Annotated in this window: 15 protein-coding genes and 3 rRNA genes; 2 read left to right on the top strand and 16 right to left on the bottom strand. The window is 69.1% G+C overall.

Features of this window, described 5'->3' with window-relative positions; translation table 11 throughout:
- Positions 1-2: 2 nt before the first annotated feature.
- The 4 genes from ASC64_RS12670 to ASC64_RS12685 all read right to left on the bottom strand — a co-directional run bounded on the left by ASC64_RS12670 (position 3) and on the right by ASC64_RS12685 (position 5,879).
- A complete protein-coding gene (locus ASC64_RS12670) occupies positions 3-3,116 on the bottom strand; it encodes an ATP-binding protein (protein WP_056907848.1) in 3,114 nt (1,037 codons plus the stop codon).
- A 7-nt stretch (positions 3,117-3,123) separates the two neighbouring features.
- Positions 3,124-4,056 carry a site-specific tyrosine recombinase XerD gene (gene xerD / locus ASC64_RS12675; RefSeq protein WP_056907849.1) on the bottom strand — a complete coding sequence of 311 codons (933 nt, stop codon included), beginning with the start codon at positions 4,054-4,056 and terminating at the stop codon, positions 3,124-3,126.
- Positions 4,053-5,168, bottom strand: a complete 1,116-nt coding sequence (ald, locus tag ASC64_RS12680; RefSeq protein WP_056907850.1) for an alanine dehydrogenase — start codon at positions 5,166-5,168, stop codon at positions 4,053-4,055. Before ald ends, xerD begins: the two co-directional genes overlap by 4 nt.
- Positions 5,169-5,246: 78 nt before the next feature.
- Entirely contained in the window at positions 5,247-5,879 is a 633-nt protein-coding gene (locus tag ASC64_RS12685) for an NUDIX domain-containing protein (protein WP_056907851.1), read from the bottom strand.
- A 46-nt stretch (positions 5,880-5,925) separates the two neighbouring features.
- Between ASC64_RS12685 and pepN the strand changes: the two genes are divergently transcribed.
- A complete protein-coding gene (gene pepN / locus ASC64_RS12690) occupies positions 5,926-8,373 on the top strand; it encodes an aminopeptidase N (RefSeq protein WP_056907852.1) in 2,448 nt (815 codons plus the stop codon).
- A 128-nt stretch (positions 8,374-8,501) separates the two neighbouring features.
- On the opposite strand, the gene ASC64_RS12695 is transcribed toward pepN, so the two are convergent.
- Genes ASC64_RS12695 through ASC64_RS12730 form a run of 8 tightly spaced genes read right to left on the bottom strand, consistent with a single transcriptional unit; the run spans position 8,502 to position 17,179 of the window.
- On the bottom strand, positions 8,502-10,199 hold the full coding sequence (locus ASC64_RS12695) for a CTP synthase (RefSeq protein WP_056907853.1): 1,698 nt from the start codon (positions 10,197-10,199) through the stop codon (positions 8,502-8,504).
- A gap of 11 nt (positions 10,200-10,210) precedes the next feature.
- Entirely contained in the window at positions 10,211-11,104 is an 894-nt protein-coding gene (locus ASC64_RS12700; protein WP_056907854.1) for a copper transporter, read from the bottom strand.
- Positions 11,101-12,300 carry a putative cytokinetic ring protein SteA gene (gene steA, locus ASC64_RS12705; RefSeq protein WP_056907855.1) on the bottom strand — a complete coding sequence of 400 codons (1,200 nt, stop codon included), beginning with the start codon at positions 12,298-12,300 and terminating at the stop codon, positions 11,101-11,103. The genes ASC64_RS12700 and steA overlap by 4 nt, the downstream gene beginning before the upstream one ends.
- Positions 12,301-12,315: 15 nt before the next feature.
- The gene (recN, locus tag ASC64_RS12710) at positions 12,316-14,088 is read right to left on the bottom strand and encodes a DNA repair protein RecN (RefSeq protein ID WP_056907939.1); all 1,773 of its coding nucleotides are present in this window, start codon (positions 14,086-14,088) and stop codon (positions 12,316-12,318) included.
- Positions 14,081-15,037 (bottom strand): NAD kinase, encoded by a 957-nt coding sequence (locus ASC64_RS12715; RefSeq protein ID WP_056907940.1) that lies wholly within the window; start codon positions 15,035-15,037, stop codon positions 14,081-14,083. The genes recN and ASC64_RS12715 overlap by 8 nt, the downstream gene beginning before the upstream one ends.
- Positions 15,037-15,876 carry a TlyA family RNA methyltransferase gene (locus tag ASC64_RS12720; RefSeq protein WP_056907856.1) on the bottom strand — a complete coding sequence of 280 codons (840 nt, stop codon included), beginning with the start codon at positions 15,874-15,876 and terminating at the stop codon, positions 15,037-15,039. Before ASC64_RS12720 ends, ASC64_RS12715 begins: the two co-directional genes overlap by 1 nt.
- Positions 15,877-15,882: 6 nt before the next feature.
- Positions 15,883-16,149 carry a hypothetical protein gene (locus ASC64_RS12725; RefSeq protein ID WP_056907857.1) on the bottom strand — a complete coding sequence of 89 codons (267 nt, stop codon included), beginning with the start codon at positions 16,147-16,149 and terminating at the stop codon, positions 15,883-15,885.
- Between the two features lie 10 nt (positions 16,150-16,159).
- Positions 16,160-17,179, bottom strand: coding sequence for an HAD-IIA family hydrolase (locus tag ASC64_RS12730; protein ID WP_056907858.1), 1,020 nt, complete (start codon positions 17,177-17,179; stop codon positions 16,160-16,162).
- A 48-nt stretch (positions 17,180-17,227) separates the two neighbouring features.
- On the opposite strand from ASC64_RS12730, the gene ASC64_RS12735 reads away from it, so the two are divergent.
- Positions 17,228-18,346 carry a DUF1015 family protein gene (locus ASC64_RS12735; protein ID WP_056907859.1) on the top strand — a complete coding sequence of 373 codons (1,119 nt, stop codon included), beginning with the start codon at positions 17,228-17,230 and terminating at the stop codon, positions 18,344-18,346.
- Here the strand turns inward: ASC64_RS12735 and ASC64_RS12740 are convergent.
- From ASC64_RS12740 to ASC64_RS12755, 4 genes are all read right to left on the bottom strand, one after another.
- The gene (locus tag ASC64_RS12740) at positions 18,321-18,698 is read right to left on the bottom strand and encodes a single-stranded DNA-binding protein (RefSeq protein WP_056907860.1); all 378 of its coding nucleotides are present in this window, start codon (positions 18,696-18,698) and stop codon (positions 18,321-18,323) included. The two genes, ASC64_RS12735 and ASC64_RS12740, sit on opposite strands and share 26 nt — an antisense overlap.
- Positions 18,699-18,998: 300 nt before the next feature.
- Positions 18,999-19,116 (bottom strand): 5S ribosomal RNA (rrf, locus tag ASC64_RS12745).
- 147 nt (positions 19,117-19,263) lie between these two features.
- Positions 19,264-22,393 (bottom strand): 23S ribosomal RNA (locus tag ASC64_RS12750).
- A gap of 514 nt (positions 22,394-22,907) precedes the next feature.
- Positions 22,908-24,423: ribosomal RNA gene (locus ASC64_RS12755) — 16S ribosomal RNA — on the bottom strand.
- Together the 16S, 23S and 5S rRNA genes form the textbook arrangement of a ribosomal RNA operon.
- Positions 24,424-24,671 lie beyond the last annotated feature (248 nt).

Here is a 24,671-nt window from a genome sequence, read left to right on the forward strand (position 1 = left end):
TCTCAGCCGGACCAGGTGCGCCGCAGCCGGTCGACGAGCGCAGCGGCATCCGGCACCAGGTCCGGACCGGGACGGGCGGCCAGCTCCGCGGCGAGCTGGTCGACCCGCCCCGGCAGCGCGTCGTCGGCCATCGCCCGCATGGCGTCCCACGCCATGACGGGGATGCTCCGGTTGTAGGCCCAGCGGTGTGCCAGCGCCAGCAGCCGGGCGCCGTCCTCGTGCTGCTCGGCCCGCCCGAAGCGCAGCACCCACGACGCCAGCGCCACGAGCAGCACGCCGTTGAGGGGCAGGTCGGTGAACCACAGCCTCCCCTCCGACACGCCGAGCCGAGGGCCCAGGACGGTGTCGCGCAGCTCGTCGGCCCGCGCGTCGACGTCGGCGGTGCCGTGGCGGGCCCGGCTGACCAGCGCGGCCGACGCGGCGATGGCGAGCCACGGCGAGGCGCCCATGCTGCCGTCCGAGTCCAGGACCAGGTCGACGACCGCGTCGTAGCGTCGCAACCCCTCCTCGTGCTCCCCGCGCGCCAACGCCAGCTCCGCGTGGGCGGTCTGCCACGTCAGCCGGGCGCCCATCTGCGCGGTCTCGCCGTCGGGCGGGCCGAAACCCTCGAGCAGGGCCGCGGCCGCGTCGACGTCGCCGTCGAGCAGCGGCGCGATGGCGGTCGCGACCTGCAGGCTGTACGCGTCGGTCTCGGCGTGCACACGTGTCAGCAGCGGCCAGGCGATCTCGGCGTGTCGAGCGGCTCGGTGGTGGTCGCCGTTCGCGATCGCGAGCTGGCTGAGCTCGGCGTGCAACGAGGCGTGGAGGTAGGGCGGCAGCGGCCCGCCCAGGGCGTCCTCCGCATAGCCGCGCGCGGCGTCGATGTCACCGGCGTTCTCGGACACGATGGACGCCCACAGCAGCAGCGCGGCCGCCATCGCCGGTCGCGACTGCAGGGCCGCCACAGAGGCCAGCCGTTCGGACGTCGGGCCGTCGGCGACGTAGACGCTGTGCGCGATCAGGCCCCACGTCCCGACGGGCGTGTCGCCCTGCGTGAGCACGTCGCGCAGCCCGGCGAGGTCCACGCCCGGCATCCAGCTCAGGTGGATCATCAGCACCCCGGCGGCGTCCTGAGCAGCCGTCCGGACGTCGGCGGGCACGTCCCACCCGGTGAGCAGCTCGGCCGCCGCGTCGCAGACCGCGAAGATGCGCGGCTGGTCGCCAGTGATGGTCCACAGGCTGCCCAGCAGCGCCACCAGGTGTGCCACCAGCGCCCGGTCCCCCACGGAGAGGGCGTGACGGAGCACGTCGGTGAGGTTGTTCTGCTCGCGGACCAGGAGGTCGACGGTCGACACCTGGTCGTCGTCCAGGACCAGGTCGGCGCAGCGTTCGGCGAGGTCCTGCGCCCAGCGGCGCTGGGCGTCGGCTGCCGCGTCCTGCTCACCGGCGCGGGACAGCTGCGTGGCGGCGAACTCACGGATCGTCTCCAGCGCACGGAAGCGGGCCGTGCCGCCGTCCTCACCGATGACGAGCAGCGACTGCTCGACGAGGACGTCGACGAGGTCGGAGCCGTCCGGGCCCAGGACCGCCACCGCGGTGGCCCGGTCGAAGCCGTCCTGGAACACCGACAGCCAGGCCAGCGCGCGCTGCTCGTCGGCGGCCAGGAGGTCCCAGGACCACCCGATCACGGCCTCGAGGGTGCGGTGCCGGTCCGGCTTGCTGCGGTCGCGGCTGCGCAGCGTGGCGAATCGGTCGTCGAGGGCAGCGGAGACCTCGGCCACCGTCATCGTGCGCACCCGCGCCGCCGCGAGCTCGACGGCCAGCGGCAGCCCGTCGAGCCGCTCGACCACAGCGCGCACCGCGGCGGGCTCCAGCACCGCGTCCGGACGCGTCGCCGACGCCTGCCGCACGAACAGCTGCTCGGCGTCTCCGGTCGAGAGCTGGCTCAGCGGCACCGCACGCTCGGCCGCCAGTCGCAGCGGGGCCCGGCTGGTCGCCAGCACCTGCAGGTCACGCGTCGTCGCCAGCAGGAACGCCACGAGCGCGGCCACGGGCTCCAGCACGTGCTCGCAGTTGTCGAGCACGAGCAACGTCGGCCCCGCGTCGAGCTCCTGCGCCAGACGGCCGCGCACGTCGGCCTGCTGGGCCGCGGTGAGGCTGAGCCGGGACGTCACGGAGCCGCGCACGCCGAGGGCCGCACCGACGGCGACGACCACGTCGTCGCCGGCGCCGACCCCGACGAGCTCGACCACGTGGACGCGCGGCTGCCTCGACTCGCGGGCGATGACCTGCGCGATGCTCGTCTTGCCGATGCCACCCGGGCCCAGCACGGTGACCAGGCGGGCCGCGGCCAGCGCGGCGCGCAGCCGGGCGAGGTCCTCCTGGCGCCCGAGCAGCCCGGCCCCGTCGTAGCGCAGGCCGCTGCGCACCGGGTCGTCGGCCGCCAGCAGCTCGCCGTGCAGCCGCTGCAGGGCGGGGTCGGGATCGATGCCGAGCCGGTCGGCCAGGTCGGCACGGTAGGACTCGTAGCGGGCCAGCGCCGTCGCCGGGCCGGCGGTGGCAGCCTCGGCGCGCAGCAGGGCATCGAGCACATCAGTGTCGTCGCGGCGCCGCTCGTGGGCGGCGAGCAGTCCGTCGCGGGCCTCCGCGTGCCGGCCCAGGCGCGCCGCGGCGAGGGCGGCCACCTCCTGCGCCGTCGTACGTCGTGCCACGGCGCCGCGCCGCAGCGCCGCCACCGGCTCGGCCCCCGCCGCCGGATCGACGGCCACTTCGGCCGCGGCGGAGGCGAGCCGGAAGGCCTCGGTCGCATCACCCGCGACCAGGGCCGTGCGGGCCCCGGCGAGCGCGGCGGCCTGTGCCCGGACGTCGACCTCCTCGTCGGTGAGACCGAGCCGGTAGCCGCCCTCGACCCGGTCGATGGCGCGCGCCAGCGTGGCCGCGCGGGTGCGGGAGACCAGCACCTGGAGGGCCTTGGCCGGGTGCACCGGCGTTGCGTCCGGCCAGATCTCCTCGACGAGCCGGGCGTCGGAGACGCCCGCGTGCTCCGCGGCCAGGACCGCCAGCAGGGCACCGACCCGCTCACCGGGGAGCGGGGTGCCCTCCCAGGACACCCCGTCCAAGAGGCGGAGGCGGATCACGGCGTGGTCACTCCCGGGCCCGCGGGTGGGCCGTGGCGAACACCTCGCGGAGGTTGTCGACGGTGACGAGGGTGTAGACCTGCGTGGTCGTGACCGAGGCGTGACCGAGCAGCTCCTGCACCACGCGGACGTCTGCGCCGCCGTCGAGGAGGTGGGTGGCGAAGGAGTGCCGCAGCGTGTGCGGGGACACCGAGGCCGTGACCCCGGCGCGCTCCGACGCCTTCACCAGGACCGCCCAGGCGCTCTGCCGGGACAGCCGGCCACCGCGGGAGTTGAGGAACATCGCCGGACCACCGCGGCCGGTGCCGACGAGCTCGGGGCGTGCGCGGGTGAGGTAGGCACCGACGGCCTCGCGGGCGTAGGTGCCCACCGGCACCAGCCGCTCCTTGCCACCCTTGCCCCGCAGCAGGACGGTGCCGTCGACACTGTCGAGGTCGTCGACGTCGAGCCCGACCGCCTCGGAGATGCGGGCACCCGTGCCGTAGAGCAGCTCGAGGAGGGCTCGGTCGCGCAGCGCCAGGACGGTGGCCGGTGCACCGGCCGCCTCGAGGATCGCCTCCACGTCGGAGAGCGGCAGCGCCTTCGGCAGCCGCTTCGCCGGTGTGGGTGGCTTCACCGCCGCGGCCGGGTCGGCCGTGGCCAGCCCGTCGGCCACCGCGAACTTGTGGAAGCCGCGCACCGCGACCACCGTGCGCGCCGCCGAGGTCGCGCTCAGCGGCGGATGGCCGTCGCTGCCCTCGCGCAGGTCGACGAGGAACGCGGCCACCGTCGCCTCGGTGACCGCGTCCAGGTCCTCGATCCCCTGGGTCGCCAGGAACTCGTCGTAGCGCCCCAGGTCACGCGTGTAGGAGCTCAGCGTGTTGACCGCCAGCCCGCGCTCGACCGCGAGGTGGTCGAGATAGGTGCGCACGGCACGGCGCAGCGTCACACCAGAGCTCACCCCAGAACGGTATCGAGTCCCACCGACTCGATGCCGACGGCGACACCCACCGGGTCGTTGGTGAGCTGGCCGGCGTGGGTGTTCAGGCCGAGCGCGAGGCTCCGGTCGTCGCGCAGTGCCTGCTCCCAGCCCTTGTCGGCCAGCGCGACGGCGTAGGGCAGCGTCGCGTTGGTGAGGGCGTACGTCGAGGTGTTGGGCACCGCGCCGGGCATGTTGGCCACGCAGTAGAAGACCGAGTCGTGCACCGCGTAGGTCGGGTCGTCGTGGGTGGTGGCGTGCGAGTCCTCGAAGCAGCCGCCCTGGTCGATGGCGATGTCGACGAGCACCGAGCCGGGCTTCATCCGCGAGACGAGGTCGTTGCTGACGAGCTTGGGCGCGGCCGCGCCGGGGATCAGCACGGCGCCGATCACCATGTCGGCCTCCATCACCTGCTGCTCGATCGCGAGCTTGGACGAGGCGAGCCCGTGGACCCGGTTGTTGTAGCGCCAGAACGACATCCGCAGCTTGTCGAGGTCGGTGTCGAGCAGCGTCACGTCGGCGCCCATGCCCAGCGCGATGTTGGCGGCGTTCTGGCCCGAGACGCCGGCGCCGATGATGACGACCTTGGCGTTGGCGACACCGCCGACACCGCCCATCAGCACACCGCGGCCACCGTTGGCCTTCATCAGGGAGTACGCCCCGACCTGGGGCGCGAGGCAGCCCGCCACCTCGGACATCGGGTAGAGCAGCGGCAGCCCGCCGGAGGGCAGCTGCACGGTCTCGTAGGCGATGCCGGTGACCTTGCGCTTCATCAGCTCCTCGGTGAGGGGCTTGTCGGCGGCGAGGTGGAGGTAGGTGAAGAGGGTCTGGCCCTCGCGCATCCGGCCGTACTCCTCCGCGACCGGCTCCTTGACCTTGAGGATCATGTCGGCGGTGCCCCACACGTCGTCGGCCGTGTCGAGCATGGTGGCGCCCGCGGCGACGTACTCGTCGTCGGGGATCAGCGAGCCCTCGCCGGCGGTCTTCTGCACGTAGACCTCGTGGCCGTGCTGGACCAGCTCGTGCACACCGATGGGGGTCAGGGCCACGCGGTACTCGCGGTTCTTGACTTCCTTGGGTACGCCGACCTTCATGCCTTGCTCCTCGGGGATCGGGGCGGGCACCACGGTGTGGCCCGCCTCACAGCGGGACGACACTACTCCCGGGCGGGGTCATCCGGCGTCCAGGGTGCCCCGGCTCCTCAGCACGGCGTACGCCAGCACCGCCTGCACGAGCGGGCCCTGCCGCACCCGGCCGTCGAGCACCGCCTCGAGCAGGTCGTCGTAGGGCACCCAGAAGCGCTCCATCTCGGCCTCCTCGTGACGCATCTCGAAGTCGCCGCGCGGCGCGTGCGTGAGGTCGCGCGCGAGGAAGATCTCGTGCACCTCGTCGGTGATGCCGGCGCTGGAGTAGGTGCTCAGCAGCAGCCGCCAGTCGGCCGCGTCGAGCTCCACCTCCTCACGCAGCTCGCGCTTCGCCGTCTCGACGGCCGGCTCGTCACCGGCGTCGCGGAGCCCGGCCGGCAGCTCGACGAACTCGTGGCCGCTGGTGTGGCGGTACTGCCGCAGGCACATCACCCGCTCCTCGGCGTCGACGGCCAGCACGATGACCGCGCCGGGGTGCTCGAGGCTGATCCGGCTGAACCGCTCGTCGTGCCCGGGGCGGGTGATCGTGTCCTCGCGCAGGGCCACCACCCAGTCGTCGCGGTGCAGGTCGCGGCTGTCCACCACCGGCCAGGACATCGGCCGGTCGGCGAGCGGATGCACGGGAGGTTCTGCTGCGTCGGGGCGTGGCGGGTGTGACATGCCCCGCACGCTAGCGCGGATGGACAGGGTGAGTACGGTCACCCGTATGACGTTGTCGACCCTCACCAGGCACGAAGCAGCCACCCGTTCCGCCCTCCTCGAGGTGCAGCGCTACGACATCGCGGTCGACATGACCGGGCTGCTCGAGGGCGAGGTCTGGTCCTCGGTCAGCAACATCACCTTCACCTGCTCCGAGCCCGGTGCCACCACCTTCGTCGACGTGGCGATGGACGTCGCCCGCGCCACGCTCAACGGCGAGGAGGTGGACGTGTCGGCGGCCGCCGACGGTCGCCTGCCGCTGCCCCCGCTGGCCGAGGTGAACGTGCTCGTCGTCGAGGCGAGCACCGACAACACCGACAGCGGCGAGGGCATCCTGCGCACGGTCGACCCGACCGACAAGCTCGTCTACGTCTGGACCAGCCTCGAGCCCGACGAGGCGCGCCGGGTGTGGGCCTGCTTCGACCAGCCCGACCTCAAGGCCCCGCACCGATTCACCGTGACCGCTCCCTCGTCGTGGCTGGTGACCTCCAACGGCGCGCCGGAGTCGGTCGAGGACGCCGGGGCCGCCGACGCACGCGTGTGGACCTTCCCCGACACCCCCCGCCTCTCGACGTACGTCGTCGTGGTCAACGCCGGCCCGTTCCACGAGGTGCGGCGCCAGCACGACGGCTACGACCTCGGCTTCTACTGCCGCCAGTCCCTGGTGTCGGTCATGGAGCGCGACCTCGACGAGCTGGTCACCCTCACCCGGCAGGGCCTGGCCTTCTTCGGTGAGCGGTTCGCCTTCCCCTTCCCACAGGAGCGCTACGACCAGGTCTTCGTGCCCAACCTCGGCGGCGCGATGGAGAACTGGGGCTGCGTGACCTACGGCGACGGGCAGCTCTTCCGCACCCCGCCGACCCACGCCCAGCGCGGCGTGCGCGCCGAGTTCATCCTCCACGAGATGGCGCACATGTGGTTCGGTGACCTGGTCACGATGCAGTGGTGGGACGACCTGTGGCTCAACGAGGCGTTCGCCTCCTGGGCGGCCAACTGGGGCATGGCCGGCGCGACCGAGTTCACCGACCAGTGGGCCACCTTCCTCGCCGCCGCCAAGCGCACCGCCTACGAGATGGACATGAGCCCGGCCCGGCACCCCATCCGCGGCGACGTCCCCGACGTCTCGGCCGCCATGTCGAACTTCGACGCGATCACCTACGTCAAGGGCCAGAGCGTCCTGCACCAGCTGGTCGCCTACATCGGCGAGGACGCGTTCGTGGAGGGCCTGCGCGACTACTTCAGCCGCTACGCCTTCTCCAACACCCGCCTCGACGACCTGATGGACTGCTACGCCCGGGCCTCGGGCCGTGACCTGTCGGCCTGGACCAAGGCCTGGCTCGACGAGGCCGGCACCGACGTCATCTCGCTGGTCGGCGACGAGCTGGTCGTCGAGACCACCGACGACCAGGAGCCCCGGCCGCACCGCCTCGACATCGCGGTCTTCGACACCTCCGGCGACGACCTGGTTCCGGTCGGCCGGTCCTCCCACGAGGTGGCCGGGCAGCGGACCACCATCGAGCTCCCCGCGGGCGACCTGCGGCTGGTCAACGCCGGCGACTACACCTTCGCGGCGGTGAAGCCCGACGCGACCTCGCTGGAGCAGATGCTGCAGCGCGTGCAGCAGCTCACCGATCCCCTCGACCGCGCCCTCGTGGCGGCGACCGCCGGACAGCTGCTCCTGCTCGGCGACGTCGCCCCGCGCGAGGTCTCCGCAGCGCTGACCCGCGCCCTGACCACCGAGACCAGCCCTGCGCTGATCGAGCCCTTCCTCGGCCAGGCGCTCCAGGTCGCCGACCGCTGGGCACCGGCCGCGGAGTCCCCCGGTCTGCTCCGTGCCCTGGCCGACGCCGCCGTCGGGCTCGTCGAGCTCCCCGACGCCCGGCAGGCCGCCCTGCGCACGCTGGCCGCGTCGGCCTCGACCGATGCCCACTGGGCCGTGCTGGAGGAGGCCGCCGGGCAGGCCACCGACCTCGACCTGGCGTGGCGCATCGCCGTACGCCGCTCGGAGCTCGGCGACTACGACGGGGCGAAGGTCCGCTCCCTGCTCGAGTCCGACCCCGACCCCGATGCCGGGATGCGCCGCCTCGCCGTGCTCGCCGCCCGCCCGGACGTGGAGGCCAAGGAGGAGGTCTGGCGCGCATTCTTCGTCGACTACGCCGTGCCCGCGAGCCGCGAGACGCTGATGCTCGGCTCGACGTTCTGGCGTCCCGGGCAGGCCGAGCTCCTCGCGCCGTTCACCCACCGCTACCTCGACGAGCTGCACACGCTCAAGGGCGGCCTGCTCAACCAGGGACTCACCATCCGCGCGATGTTCCCCTTGGGCGCCGGCGACGCGGCGTTCCTCGCCGCGGCGGAGAAGGCTGCCGACGACGAGACCCTGATGGCCTACGCCCGCAACCAGCTGCGCTCGAACTCGTTCGTGCTGGGCCGGATCCTCCAGGCCCGCCAGCTCTGACCCGCCGCCACCGCGGCGCCCCCTGCCTCATTTCAGCGATCCCCGGCTGACCGGGGATCGCTGAACATGTCAGGCCGTGCACGGCCTGACATGTTCAGCGAGAGCCTGACAAGTGGGCCCTCCGGGGCTCAGGCCTCGACCTCGACCTCGTCCTTGCGGCGCAGGCCGGACTCGTCGATCGGGAAGCGCTCCGAGCGCTGGCGCTCGATCGCGGCACCGATCAGCCCCGCGAACAGCGGGTGCGGCCGCGTCGGGCGCGAGCGCAGCTCGGGGTGGGCCTGGGTGGCGACGTAGTAGGGGTGCACGTCGGCCGGCAGCTCGACGAACTCGACCAGGCCGAGCTCGGGGTTGATGCCGGAGAAGACCAGCCCGGCCTTCGCGAGCGTGTCGCGGTAGGCGTCGTTGAACTCGTAGCGGTGGCGGTGACGCTCCTCGATGATGCCGGTGCCGTAGGCCGCTCGTACGACGCTGCCCTCGGCCAGCTCGGCACGCTGCAGCCCGAGCCGCATGGTGCCGCCCAGGTCGCCGGCGCCCTCGACGTACTTCTTCTGCTCCTCGATGGTGGAGATCACCGGCTCGACCGTGTCGGGGTCGAACTCCGTCGAGCCGGCCTTCTCGAGCCCCGCGACGTTGCGCGCGAACTCGATGACCATGCACTGCAGGCCGAGGCACAGGCCGAGGGTCGGGATGCCGTGGGTGCGCGTGTAGTGCAGGGCGCCGAGCTTGCCCTCGATGCCACGCACGCCGAAGCCGCCGGGGACGAGGACGGCATCGACGTCGGCGAGGTGCTTGGCTGCGCCCGCCTCGGTCTCGCACTCGTCGGAGGCGACCCAGCGGATGTTGACCTTCGCCTCGTGGGCGAAGCCGCCGGCACGCAGGGCCTCGCTGACCGAGAGGTAGGCGTCGGGGAGGTCGATGTACTTGCCGACGAGCGCGACGGTGACCTCCTCCGACGGGTGGTGCACCCGGCGGAGCAGGTCGTCCCAGTTGGTCCAGTCGACGTCGCGGAAGGGCAGGTCGAGGCGGCGTACGACGTAGGCGTCGAGGCCCTCGCGGTGCAGCACCTTCGGGATGTCGTAGATCGACGGCGCGTCGGCGCAGGTCACCACCGCGTCGTCGTCGACGTCGCACATGAGCGCGATCTTGCGCTTGATGCTCTCGGGGAGGTCGCGGTCCGCACGGCACACGATCGCGTCGGGCTGGATGCCGATCGAGCGCAGCGCGGCCACCGAGTGCTGGGTCGGCTTCGTCTTCAGCTCGCCCGACGGGCCGATGTAGGGCACCAGCGAGACGTGGATGAAGAAGCAGTTGTCGCGACCGATCTCGTGCCGGGTCTGGCGCGCCGCCTCGAGGAAGGGCAGCGACTCGATGTCGCCGACAGTGCCGCCGACCTCCGTGATCACCACGTCGATGTCCGGGCCGCCCATCGCGAGGATGCGGTCCTTGATCTCGTTGGTGATGTGCGGGATCACCTGCACGGTGTCGCCGAGGTAGTCGCCGCGGCGCTCCTTGGCGATGACGGTCGAGTAGACCTGCCCGGTCGTCACGTTGGCGATCTGGTTGAGGTCGGTGTCGAGGAACCGCTCGTAGTGCCCGATGTCGAGGTCGGTCTCGGCCCCGTCGTTGGTCACGAAGACCTCACCGTGCTGGAAGGGGTTCATCGTGCCGGGATCGACGTTGAGGTACGGATCCAGCTTCTGCATCGTGACGCGCAGTCCGCGCGCCTTCAGCAGGTTGCCCAGGCTCGAGGCGGTGAGCCCCTTGCCGAGGGAGGAGGCGACGCCTCCGGTCACGAATACGTGCTTGGTCGGCGTGCGGCTCTTCACGGGCTTCGATCCTACCCGAGAGGGAGCGGTCCGTCAGAACCCGACGCACCGTAGGACCCGCCCTGGTTGCCCAACGAGCGCTGGAGAGTGACGATCGTCGCCACCCGTCCGGCGGTGGTGTCGGTCCCGTCCACGCTCGCGACGGCGGCCGCTGCCGGGTCGCCGCGCAGCCGGCCGAGCTGCCCCGAGGCACCGTCGGCGGTCGTGCCCGCGACGACGACGCCCGTCGCCTGGGCGGCGAGGCCCTCGGCGAGGCCGGCCAGGATCGCGTCCGAGCCGTCGTCGTCGGCATCGGTGCCCAGCACCAGCAGGACCAGCGGGGACCGCTGAGAGACCTTGTCGGGCTTCGTCAGCAGCCCGGCGCCGCTGATGGCGTCCACGATGCCGCGGGCCTTGCCGTTGACGTCCTCGCCCTCGGCCGCCTTGCTGGCGACCGCGAGGCCGAGGAGCTGCCCGATCCGGTCGTACGTCGACGCCTCGGGGGCGACCGCCCCCTTGGCCTGCTGCGTGAGGAGCTGGCTGCCGAGCGTGTCGACCAGCGACTTCTGTGCGGGGTCGACGAGGTCGTCGGTGAGCGAGTAGCGGGCGCTGACCGTCCCGCCGGCCGCGGCGATCCCGTCGGCCAGTGCCGTCACGATCCGCTCGTCGGCGCCCGGGACGGTGACCACGGCCACCGACCGGTCGGCCAGCCGGCCACCGATCATCGAGGGGCCGACGGCGGACAGGAACGCCTCGTTGTAGCCGGCCTGCGGGCTGGCGCCCGCTGGCGGGGCGTCCTCGTCCTTGCCGGCGGTCGCGACGGTGGCGCCGACGTCGGACAGCGGTCCGCCGCCGAGCACGATGCCCGCGGCGAGCGCCAGGAAGACGGCGACGATGGTGAGCACGTGGTGACGCAGGGTGATCACGGGAGAATTCCTCGTACGTTGTCGAACAGGTCGGAGGTGGTGCGGGAGACGGCCGGCGACGCGTCGTCGACCCATTGCTGGCCGACGGGCGTGACGCTGACGGCCGCGCCGACGGCGAGCACGCCGGCCAGGACGGCACCCAGCAGGTGCCGCGGGCGGACGGCACCGTCGTAGAGGCGGGGCAGGGCCGCCGCGTCCACGAGGTCGGGCCCGAGCTTGAGCCGCGTCAGGAACGTGCTCGCGAGCCCGGCACGGCGACGGTCGAGGAACTCGCTCAGCGTCGCGTGCATGCCGACACCGACGATCAGTGTCGCCTCGCGCGCGGAGGCGAGGAGGAGCGCGGCGTCCTCGGTCGTCGCGGTGGTCTCGAACCGCAGCGGCCTCACGCCGATGCGCTCGAAGTGCTCGGTGGCACTGCGCGGCGCACCCCGCTCGACGAGCACGACGACGTCACGCGCCTTGCGCAGCACGGCTGCGCTCGGCAGGTCGTCGCTGCCACCGGTCACCACGACCACGTCAGGACGGTGCCCGGCGCTGGCCAGCGCATCCGCGCCGCGGTCGACGCCGATGAGGACCGGCTTCTGCTCGCGCACGAACGGCTTGATACCGCTCAGCTCCTGCTCCCAGCCGTGCGACCGGACGGCCACCACGACGGGGCGTCCTGCCATCTCGGTCGAGGTCCGCGGGACGCCGTGACCGTGCAGGAGCAGGTCCTGCTCGCGGCGGAGGAACTCGGTCGTGTTGTGGGTGAAGCTCTCCAGCTGGGCGGCGAGGCCGCTGCGGGCCTTGTCCATCTCCGAGCGGACGAGCTCGTCGGTCAGCTCGCGGGCCGGTGCGACCAGGATCTCCCCGGCGTAGACCACTCCCCCGTCGATGCGGACGGCGGTGCCGTCCTTGAGGCGGTCGAAGACCACCGCGCCCGCGTTGTCGACGACGAGGACGCCCGCCGCGACGAGCCGGGCCGGGCCGAGGTTCGGGAAGCGCCCCGAGATCATCGGTCCGGCATTGACCACCGCGACGACGCCGGCGTCGACGAAGGACTGCGCGGTCTCGCGGTCCATGTCGGTGTGGTCGATGACGGCGACGTCACCTGCCTGCAGACGGCCCAGGACGCTGGACGTACGCCGGTGGATGCGCGCGGGGCCGTGGACGCCGGGGAGGGCGGGGGCTGGACGGGAGCGGACTGCGAACTTCATGACCGCGCCATGGTCTCAGCCGCGCCCCTGCCCCTCCGGGAGGCACGCCCGCTCGGGCGCGGCGGCGTCGAGCAGCTCGCGGGCGTGGGCCCGAGCGCTCTCGGAGTCCTCCACACCGGCGAGCATCCGGGACAGCTCCTGCTCCCGGCTGTCCTCGTCGAGCGTGACGAGCCCGGACGTCGTCACGGACCCGTCGCTGGACTTGTGCACCACCACGTGGCGGTCGGCGTAGGCGGCCACCTGCGGCAGGTGCGTCACCACCAGCACCTGCGAGGAGCGCGCGAGCGCCGCCAACCGGCGGCCTACCTCGATCGCCGCGCGGCCGCCCACTCCGGCGTCGACCTCGTCGAAGACGAACGTCGGCACCGAGCCGGTCCCGGCCAGCGACACCTCGAGGGCGAGCATCACGCGGGAGAGCTCACCGCCGGACGCGCCCTTGTGGAGCGGACGAGCGTCGGCGCCGGTGTTGGCGGCGAGCAGGAACTCGACGTCGTCGACACCGTGCGAGGTGGCCCGCAGCCAGCGCCGGCCCACCTGGATGACGGGGCCGGACGGCGTCTCCGGCGCTGCCACCTCCTGCTGGGTGACGGCGATGCTCACCGTGGCGTGCGGCATGGCGAGGGAGGTGAGCTCGTCGCTCACCGCGGCGCCGAGGCGGGTCGCCGCCTGCGCGCGCTGGTCGCTGAGCCGGGCCGCCAGCTCGCCCAGCTCGCCCCGGATCCGGTCGCGGCGCTGCTCCAGCTCGGCGATCTGGCCGTCGGTGTCCTCGAGGTCGAGCAGGCGCTTGGCGCCCTCCTCGGCCCAGGCGAGGACCTCGTCGATGGTCTCGCCGTACTTGCGGGTGAGCGCGGTCAGTGCCGCCCGGCGCTCGGACACGGCGGCGAGGCGCGCCGGGTCGGTGTCGAGCGACGCGGCATAGGACGCCACGTCACCGGCCAGGTCGACCAGGAGGTGGCTCAGCTCCGCAGCCCGGTCGGCGAGCTCTCCTGCCGTGGCGTCGTGCTCACGCACGCCTTCGAGCGCCTGGCGGGCGGCGCTGGTCGTGGCCAGCGCGTCCACGGCGCCCTCGTCGCTGGAGAGGGCCTCCCGGGCCTGCTCGGCCGCGGTGCGCAGCGTGTCGGCGAACCCGAGACGGGTCTCCTCGGAGGCCAGCTCGGCGTCCTCCCCCGGCTGCGGATCGACGGCCTCGACCTCATCGAGGCCGAACCGCAGCTGGTCTGCCTCCCGGGCGCGCTCGCGCGCGGAGCCGACGACGTCGGCGAGCGTCCGCTCGGTCTGGGCCAGCTCGGCCCACCGGGCGGCGTAGGCCGCGGCGGTCTCCGCCAGCTCCGCCCCGCCGAACCGGTCGAGCGACGCGCGCTGGGCACCCGACTTCAGCAGCCGGTGCTGGTCGGACTGCCCGTGGACCGCCACCAGCGGCTCGGCGAGCTCGGCCAGGGTCGTCACCGGCACCGCCGCGCCGCCGACCCAGGCGCGCGAACGGCCTTGCGCTGCGACGTTGCGGGCGAGCACCACCTGGTCGTCCTCGACCTCGCCGCCGGTGTCCTCGACAGCCCTTCGGAAGTCGGTCAGCGACCCGGCCGCCACGACGCCCTCGACGCGCGCCTGCTTCGCCCCCGAGCGTACGGCGCCGGAGTCGGCCCGTCCGCCGAGCAGCAGGCCCAGCGCGGTGACCACCATGGTCTTGCCGGCGCCCGTCTCACCCGTGATGACCGTCAGCCCGGGGCCGAGCTCGAGCGTCGAGGAGTCGATCACGCCGAGCGAGCTGATCCGCAGCTCCTCAAGCATCGGCGTCACCGTTGTCCCTGCGGCGGCGTTCGGCGGCGCCGCGCCAGCCTTCGACCGGCAGCCCGAACTTCGCGACGAGCCGGTCGGTGAACGGAGCCGCGTGCAGCCGGACCAGACGCACCGGGCGTTCGCCGCGGCGCACCTCGATCCGGGCGCCCGGAGGCAGGTCGACCGAGCGGCGGCCGTCGCACCACAGGACACCGGAGCCCTCCGTGTTGGCCAGCACCTCGATCGCCAGGACCGAGGTCGGGGCGACGACCATCGGACGGGCGAACAGCGCGTGGGCGCTCAACGGAACCATCAGCAACGCCTCGACCTCCGGCCAGACCACCGGACCGCCGGCGCTGAAGTTGTAGGCCGTCGAGCCGGTCGGGGTGGCACACACGACGCCGTCGCAGCCCCAGCGCGACAGCGGACGTCCGTCGACCTCCACCACCACCTCGAGCATCCGCTCGCGGGCAGCCTTCTCCACGCTCGCCTCGTTGAGGGCGAAGGTCGAGAAGAGGACCTCCTTGCCCTGCATGACGCACACGGCCAGGGTCAGGCGGTCCTCAGCGGTGTAGGCGCGGTCCACGATCGCCTGGATCGTCGACTCCACGTCCTCCTGCTCGGCCTCGGCCAGGAACCCGACGTGGCCCAAGTTCACCCCCAGCAGCGGCGTGCTCGTCTCGTGGGTGAGCTCGGCCGCCCGCAGGATCGACCCGTCGCCCCCGATGACCAGCACCAGCTCGCAGCCCTCACCGGGCACGTCCTCGGCCACCGTCGTCTCGACGAGCCCCTCGCCGAGCGGGTCGGGGCCGAGGCCGAGGTCGGCCGCCTCGTCGGCCAGCAGGCGCACCGAGATGCCGTGCTGGGTCAGGGCCTCGACGCAGGCGCGCGCCACCTCGCGCACCTCGGCGCGCCCGGTGTGGGCGAGCACGAGGACACGGCGCACCGGGCTGTCGACGATCACGGGTCCACCCTCTCACCCGCCACCCCCAGCGAGGCCGCACGATCGACCTCAGCGCGGATGTCGTCCGCGTCGACCTGTGCGCCACCGCGCCGCAGGAGCAGGAAGAACTCCACGTTGCCGGACGGCCCGGGCAAGGGGCTGACCGTCACGGCGACCGCACCCCAGCCGCGCGCGGCGGCGAGGTCGGCGATCGTCGTGACCGCCTCGGCCCGCAGCGCCAGGTCGCGCACCACACCACCCTTGCCGACGCGCTCCTTGCCGACCTCGAACTGCGGCTTCACCATCAGGGCCAGCTCACCGTCCTCGCGCGTGACCGACAGCAGCGGGTCCAGGACGAGCGCGAGCGAGATGAAGGACAGGTCACCGACGACGAGGTCGACGGGCTCCCCGACGATCTCCGGGGTCAGCTCCCGGATGTTGGTGCGGTCGTGCACGACGACGCGCTCGTCGCTCTGCAGCGACCACGCCAGCTGCCCGTAGCCGACGTCGACCGCCACCACCTCGCGCGCGCCGGCACGCAGCAGCACGTCGGTGAACCCACCGGTGGAGGCGCCCGCGTCGAGGCAGCGCTTGCCTTCGACGCTGAGGCCGTGGGCCGCGAACGCCTCCAGCGCACCGGCCAGCTTGTGCCCGCCGCGCGACACGTAGTCGACCGAGGTCGGGTCCTCCCGCACCACGATCGCCCCGTCGGTGGTCACGCCGGTCGCGGGCTTGGTCGCCACGGCGCCCGAGACCGTCACGCGGCCCGCCGCCACCAGCTCGCTCGCGTGCTCGCGGGAGCGGGCCAGGCCGCGACGGACCAGCTCCTGGTCGAGTCGAAGTCGTCGGGGGGGCACGGTGCGTCAGGCGCCCTGTCCGCCGTGGGATGCGGGATCGGGCTGGGCGTCGAGGGCCCGGCGCAGCTGCTCGTGCGCGCGCTCGAAGACCTCGACGTGCTCCCCCACCGGACGGTCGGCGATCGTGGCGACGTCCGCCAGCACCCGGTCGACGGACTCCACGCCCGTCGGTTCGTAGTCGATCGGCGCGCGGGGCTCCGGAGCAGGTTCGACGGACGGTGCGCCACCGGCCTCGTGCGGCTCGGGAGGCGTGGCGTCGGCGACCTGGTCCATGGCCGCGAGCCTACTCGTCGCCCAGCTGCCGGACCGGTCCGGGCGGGGTCGTGTCGGTGACGTCCGCCGGCGTGCCACCGTCGTCCAGGTGGCGCCAGGCGGCCACCGCCGCGACACGCCACCAGTCCGCGTCACTGCCCTCGCCGTCGACCACCAGCCGGCCGTCCTCGACGGACGCGGTCCAGCCGTTCAGCCGGGCTGCCCCGTCCTCCTCGGTCGGCACCGGGTGCGGCTCGAAGAGCCCTGCGAGCGTGGGCGAGATGTAGCTCGGCCGCAGCTCGGGTGCGGCCGCGACGAGCTGCTCGAGCCACGTCACGCCGGTGAGCACGAGCAGCGACGGTACGCCGAGCGCGTGGGCGCCCTCGATGTCGGTGTCGAGCCGGTCGCCGACCATGATCGGCCGGTCGCCGCCCACCCGCAGCACCGTCTCCTCCATCAGCGGCTTCTCCGGCTTGCCGGCCACGGTCGCCTCCACCCCGGCGAAACCCGCGATGGTCTGCACGAGCACGCCGTGCCCGGGCGCGAGGCCATAGGAGGTGGGAATCGTCATGTCGGTGTTGCTGGCGACGTAGGGCAGGCCGTCGCGCACCAGCGTCGCGACCCGCATGATGTCGCGCCACCGCACGTCGGGGCCGTAGCCGCTCGCCACCGCGACGGCTCCGTCCGGGTCCTCGACCGGCTCGAGACCGGCCTCGGTCAACGCCACGCGCAGGCCTTCCCCGCCCAGGAGCAGGATCTTCGCACCGCTCCCGTGCTGGTCCGCGAGCAGCCGGGCCGCGGCCTGCGCGGACGTGACGACGTCGGTGTCGACCGCCGAGACACCCAGGTCCCTGAGCTTCCGGGCGACCTGCTCGGGAGTGCGGGAGGCGTTGTTGGTGACGAACGCGACGTGCGCGCCGGCCGAGCGGACCCGGTCGATGCGCTCGGCGACGCCGTCGATGGCGTGACCGCTGACGTAGACGACACCGTCCAGGTCGAACATGACCAGGTCATGGGCCTCCAGGACTGCGCTCCTCGACTCCTCGAGCATCCTCCACCCCTCTCCGGATCGTGACCAGCGTCCCCCTACGATGCTTCGATGGACTTCGCCACCGTCGTGCCCCCGTACGTCGCGAAGCCCTTGACGCTCCACCCGTTCCGGGCGGTCATGCTGGCTCCGAAGCGGGTCGGGGACCCGGCATCGGCTCGAGCGCTGGCGCGACCCTACCGCGACGTCGCGTCCCGCCTGACCCGGTGGATCGAGCAGGGCCGTGCGACGTCCGACACCGAGCCGGCGGTCTACCTGCACGAGTACACCGTGGGCGGGCTGACCGTCCGCGGGCTCGTCGGCGCCCTCGACATGTCGCACCGGGCTGAGACCCCGGCAGAGCGTGCCGTCTGGCCGCACGAGGCGATCCACCCCGAGCAGGCGGGCGAGCTCGCGGACCGGATGCTCCAGATGGACCTCAACCCCGCACCGATCCTTCTGGTGCACCACGGTGATCCGGCGCTCCGTGCCGTCCTTGCCGACGTGGCCCGGACCAAGCCGGGCTGGCGCTACCTCGACCGCGCAGGTCAACGCCAGCGCATCTGGGCGATCCGTGACGCGGGGCAGCTCGAGACGATCGCCGACACGCTGTCGCGCTCCAGGTGCCTGCTCGCCGACGGGCACCACCGCTACGCCGCCTACCTTCGCCTGCAGGAGGAGCACCCGGGCACGCCGTGGGATGCCGGACTGGCGATGATCGTCGACCAGGACGACACTCCCCTGTTCCTCGGAGCGATCCACCGCACGCTGTCCGGGACCACGTTGGCGGACCTGATCACCGCGGTCCGGGCGACCGGCGCCGAGGTGACGGTCAGCAGCCGTCAGCACGCGCTCGGCGCCCTGGACAGCACGCACCTCGTGCTCACCGATGGCGACGAGTGGCACACCGCAGCCCCTCGTGACCTGGACCACCAGGCCGCCGTGGCCTGGCTCCACGAACGCGCACTCCCCCGGCTGGCCGAGCCGGTGCAGCGGGTCCACCACCACCACAACGTGGACGACGCGCTCGCCGCGGCCTCGCCTACCTCGCCGGCTGTGCTGCTGCCGAGCCCCGACTTCGAACAGGTGCAGACGCTGATCGAGTCCGGCGGCCTGCTGCCGGAGAAGGCGACCTCCTTCCAGCCCAAGCCGAGCCTCGGCGTGCTCATGCGGCCCGTGACCGGCGGATGATCCTGGCGCTTGCCGCCTCCACCTCGACCCGGGACCGGGTCGCCCCTCCCGCCTGGAAGAACCGGCACCGCACGGCGCCGCTGACCTCGACCAGGTCGCCAGCCCGCCAGCCCAGCACGCTGCGCCGCAACCGCGGGATCCACACCGTGCACGGCACCGAGTCGACGCCCTGACCACGCCTGGCCTGCACGGCGGCCGGGACAGCGCGCGGCACCGAGATCCGGAACGTCACCAGGACATCGCCGCTCGGCAGCTCCATCGCGGCCGGCTCGCCGGTGACCCGGCCCACCAGTCGTACGTCGTTGACCGCCACCTCGTCGGCGGCCTGATCCTTCGTCTGTGTCTTCTCCACAGTGCACCTCCTGGCGCACCACACTCACGGAGCGGACCGACGCCGGCAGCACCACGACGGGCAGTCCTGGGGACAGCACGCTGGAAGACGGTCCTGTGGACGCTTCGTGGCCCTCGTACGCGGCCACGACAGCTCGCAACGACTTGGCCCGAAATGCAGAAGTGGGGCCACCCGAAGGTGACCCCACTTCCACAATGTATGTCCGGCGGCGTCCTACTCTCCCACAACCTCTCGGTTGCAGTACCATCGGCGCTGAAAGGCTTAACTTCCGGGTTCGGTATGGGACCGGGTGNAATGTATGTCCGGCGGCGTCCTACTCTCCCACAACCTCTCGGTTGCAGTACCATCGGCGCTGAAAGGCTTAACTTCCGGGTTCGGTATGGGACCGGGTGTTTCCCGTTTCGCTATGGCCGCCGTAACTCTTTCAACCTCTACAGACCCTGTCTCGACACGCTGGGTGTCGTGAGAGCTTGGGTTTGTTGGTTGGGAACTGCCTAGTGGACGCGAACATCGTGTTCGTCTTGTGCGCGGGTGTCTCACACGTGTGTGTGGTCTTGTACGTGGTTGGGACAAGCCCTCGGCCTATTAGTACCGGTCGGCTGGGCATTACTGCTGTACACCTCCGGCCTATCAACCCCATGTTCTGTGGGGGGCCTTACCCCATTCCTGGGTGGGAAACCTCATCTTGAAACGTGCTTCCCGCTTAGATGCATTCAGCGGTTATCACTTCCGAACGTAGCCAACCAGCCGTGCTCCTGGCGGAACAACTGGCACACCAGAGGTTCGTCCATCCCGGTCCTCTCGTACTAGGGACAGCCTTTCTCAAGTTTCCTGCGCGCGCGGCGGATAGGGACCGAACTGTCTCACGACGTTCTAAACCCAGCTCGCGTGCCGCTTTAATGGGCGAACAGCCCAACCCTTGGGACCTACTCCAGCCCCAGGATGCGACGAGCCGACATCGAGGTGCCAAACCATCCCGTCGATATGGACTCTTGGGGAAGATCAGCCTGTTATCCCCGGGGTACCTTTTATCCGTTGAGTGACCACGCTTCCACATGCCGTGGCCAGATCACTAGTTCCGACTTTCGTCCCTGCTCGACATGTCTGTCTCACAGTCAAGCTCCCTTGTGCACTTACACTCGCCACCTGATTGCCAACCAGGCTGAGGGAACCTTTGAGCGCCTCCGTTACATTTTAGGAGGCAACCGCCCCAGTTAAACTACCCATCAGGCACTGTCCCTGATCCGGATAACGGACCTAGGTTAGACATCTAGTACGACCAGAGTGGTATTTCAACGTTGACTCCACCTCCACTGGCGTGAAGGTTTCACAGTCTCCCACCTATCCTACACAAGCCGTACCAAACACCAATACCAAACTATAGTAAAGGTCCCGGGGTCTTTCCGTCCTGCCGCGCGTAACGAGCATCTTTACTCGTAGTGCAATTTCGCCGAGTCCATGGTTGAGACAGTGGGAAAGTCGTTACTCCATTCGTGCAGGTCGGAACTTACCCGACAAGGAATTTCGCTACCTTAGGATGGTTATAGTTACCACCGCCGTTTACTGGGGCTTAAATTCTCAGCTTCGACCCATTGGGTCTAACCGGTCCTCTTAACCTTCCAGCACCGGGCAGGAGTCAGTCCGTATACATCGTCTTACAACTTCGCACGGACCTGTGTTTTTAGTAAACAGTCGCTTTCCCCTGGTCTCTGCGGCCATCACCGCTTCCCCCAGCAAGTGGGTTCACGGATCCGGCCCCCCTTCTCCCGAAGTTACGGGGGCATTTTGCCGAGTTCCTTAACCATGGTTGTCTCGATCGCCTTAGTATTCTCTACTTGATCACCTGAGTCGGTTTGGGGTACGGGCGGCTCATTGCTCGCTAGAGGTTTTTCTCGACAGCATAGGATCACCCACTTCGCCATATATGGCTCCGCGTCACGTCTCAGACTCCACACCCAAGTGGATCTGGCGGATTTGCCTACCAGACGTCCTACACGCTTGCCCACAGAACAACCATCGCTGTGGTTGGGCTACCTTCCTGCGTCACCCCATCGCTTGACTACTACCAGCTCGGGTCCCACGCTCCGCCCACCAGCCTCGCCCCGAAGGGTCCGGTCCGATGAGTTTCGGGTGGTTAGCATCACCAGGTTCGTCATGGGCGCAACTTCGCCGGTACGGGAATATCAACCCGTTGTCCATCGACTACGCCTGTCGGCCTCGCCTTAGGTCCCGACTTACCCAGGGCAGATTAGCTTGACCCTGGAACCCTTGATCATTCGGCGCACGGGTTTCTCACCCGTGATTCGCTACTCATGCCTGCATTCTCACTCGTGTGGCCTCCACGCCTGGATCACTCCGACGCTTCACTGCCCACACGACGCTCCCCTACCCATCCAGCGCACTGAACACCCATCAAGTGGATGCTGATGTATTCGCTGAATGCCATAGCTTCGGCGGATGACTTGAGCCCCGCTACATTGTCGGCGCGGAATCACTTGACCAGTGAGCTATTACGCACTCTTTCAAGGGTGGCTGCTTCCAAGCCAACCTCCTGGTTGTCAATGCGACTCCACATCCTTTTCCACTTAGTCACCGCTTAGGGGCCTTAGCTGATGGTCTGGGCTGTTTCCCTCTCGACTACGGAGCTTATCCCCCGCAGTCTCACTGCTGCGCTCTCACTTACCGGCATTCGGAGTTTGGCTAACGTCAGTAACCTTGTAGGGCCCATTAGCTATCCAGTGCTCTACCTCCGGCAAGAAACACGCAACGCTGCACCTAAATGCATTTCGGGGAGAACCAGCTATCACGAAGTTTGATTGGCCTTTCACCCCTATCCACAGGTCATCCCCTCAGTTTTCAACCTAAGTGGGTTCGGTCCTCCACGTCGTCTTACCGACGCTTCAACCTGCCCATGGATAGATCACTTCGCTTCGGGTCTTGAGCGCGCTACTGAATCGCCCTATTCGGACTCGCTTTCGCTACGGCTTCCCCACACGGGTTAACCTCGCAACACACCGCAAACTCGCAGGCTCATTCTTCAAAAGGCACGCCGTCACCCCCCACAAGGAGAAGCTCCGACGGATTGTAGGCACACGGTTTCAGGTACTATTTCACTCCCCGCCAGGGGTACTTTTCACCTTTCCCTCACGGTACTTGTCCGCTATCGGTCATCAAGGAGTATTTAGGCTTAACGGGTGGTCCCGCCAGATTCACACGGAATTTCAGGGGTTCCGTGTTACTTGGGAACACGCTCCAGAGCCAGTGTCTTACGTCTACGGGCCTATCACCCTCTACGGTACGGCTTTCCAACCGGCTTCGACTTCCACACTGGTTTCTTACTCTGCACTGAGCCGGCAGACTCAATTGAGCGGTCCCACGACCCCGTACCTGCAACCCCTGCCGGGTATCACACAGACACGGTTTAGCCTCATCCGATTTCGCTCGCCACTACTCTCGGAATCACTGTTGTTTTCTCTTCCTGTCGGTACTGAGATGTTTCACTTCCCGACGTTCCCTCCACACACCCTATGTGTTCAGGTGCAGGTAACACGACATGACTCGTGCTGGGTTTCCCCATTCGGACACCCCCGGATCACAGCTTGGTTGCCAACTCCCCAGGGCTTATCGCAGGCTCCAACGTCCTTCATCGGCTCTTGATGCCAAGGCATCCACCATGTGCCCTTCATAGCTTGTCTCAACAACGTCAAGACAACACACAAAGAAACACTACCGATCCACCCCCCAATCACAAAGAGGCAGACCAGACGCCACCGACCCCCTCAAGACAAGGAAGAGCCGGCAGCACACACATACAAGCAACCAACCCACAACTAGATATCAACCTAGATATCAACCCAGATGTGACTGGTTGCAAAGATGCTCGCGTCCACTATGCAGATCTCAAACAACAACCCCACCAACCCCCTCACACACCACCAGCCCACAACCGTGGACCAGCACCCGTGTGCTCGGGCGAAGAGAGGAACCAGAAGACCCAACCACCACCCCCCCACCCCACAAACAGGCCAGGGAGGCCGATACGGCTGATCCTTCAGGACCCAACAGTGTGTTCAACCATCCCCCCACCAACGTGAGGCAGACGCCCAACCCCAGACCCGAAGGCCCAGGAGCTGACAGTCGACGTTCCACTAGTGAGACACCACCATCGCACCCACACATTCGGTGGGCATCGGGGTGTGTGCTCCTTAGAAAGGAGGTGATCCAGCCGCACCTTCCGGTACGGCTACCTTGTTACGACTTCGTCCCAATCGCCAGCCCCACCTTCGACGGCTCCCTCCACAAGGGTTGGGCCACCGGCTTCGGGTGTTGCCGACTTTCGTGACGTGACGGGCGGTGTGTACAAGGCCCGGGAACGTATTCACCGCAGCGTTGCTGATCTGCGATTACTAGCGACTCCGACTTCATGGGGTCGAGTTGCAGACCCCAATCCGAACTGAGACCGGCTTTTTGGGATTCGCTCCCCCTTACGGGATCGCAGCCCTTTGTACCGGCCATTGTAGCATGCGTGAAGCCCTGGACATAAGGGGCATGATGACTTGACGTCATCCCCACCTTCCTCCGAGTTGACCCCGGCAGTCTCCTATGAGTCCCCACCATTACGTGCTGGCAACATAGAACGAGGGTTGCGCTCGTTGCGGGACTTAACCCAACATCTCACGACACGAGCTGACGACAGCCATGCACCACCTGTACACCCCCAAAAGAAGCCCCATCTCTGGAGCGGCAGGGTGTATGTCAAACCCAGGTAAGGTTCTTCGCGTTGCATCGAATTAATCCGCATGCTCCGCCGCTTGTGCGGGCCCCCGTCAATTCCTTTGAGTTTTAGCCTTGCGGCCGTACTCCCCAGGCGGGGCGCTTAATGCGTTAGCTGCGGCACGGAATCCGTGGAATGGACCCCACACCTAGCGCCCAACGTTTACGGTGTGGACTACCAGGGTATCTAATCCTGTTCGCTCCCCACACTTTCGCTCCTCAGCGTCAGGTCATTCCCAGAGAACCGCCTTCGCCACCGGTGTTCCTCCTGATATCTGCGCATTTCACCGCTACACCAGGAATTCCGTTCTCCCCTGAATACCTCTAGTCTGCCCGTATCGAAAGCAAGCCAGGTGTTAAGCACCTGGTTTTCACTCCCGACGCGACAAACCGCCTACGAGCCCTTTACGCCCAATAATTCCGGACAACGCTCGCACCCTACGTATTACCGCGGCTGCTGGCACGTAGTTGGCCGGTGCTTCTTCTGCAGGTACCGTCACTTGCGCTTCGTCCCTGCTGAAAGAGGTTTACAACCCGAAGGCCGTCATCCCTCACGCGGCGTTGCTGGATCAGGCTTCCGCCCATTGTCCAATATTCCCCACTGCTGCCTCCCGTAGGAGTCTGGGCCGTGTCTCAGTCCCAGTGTGGCCGGTCACCCTCTCAGGCCGGCTACCCGTCGAAGCCATGGTGAGCCATTACCTCACCATCAAGCTGATAGGCCGCGAGCACATCCCTGGCCGAAAAACTTTCCACCACCATCCCATGCGAGAAGTGGTCGTATCCGGTATTAATCACCGTTTCCGGTGGCTATCCCAAAGCCAGGGGCAGATTACTCACGTGTTACTCACCCGTTCGCCGCTCGAGTACCCCCGAAGGAGCCTTTCCGCTCGACTTGCATGTGTTAAGCACGCCGCCAGCGTTCGTCCTGAGCCAGGATCAAACTCTCCATCGAAAACATACCCACCAACCCAAGAGCCGGCAGGACTATCAATAAGAGCCACATCCCCTGACTGAACAAAACTAGCAATTTGAGAACCCAACCAAAGCCAGGCCCTCGCCAGAATCATTGTCAAAGAAACCGCGACACCACCACCAACCCCTCCACAAAGAAAGGCCAGCAAACGATGTCAACGGGGCATAACAAACTAATTCGTCGACTAATCAAACACACTGTTGAGTTCTCAAGTATCAGACGCACCC

The sequence above is a fragment of the Nocardioides sp. Root122 genome (genome assembly GCF_001425025.1).
GTDB lineage: Bacteria > Actinomycetota > Actinomycetes > Propionibacteriales > Nocardioidaceae > Nocardioides.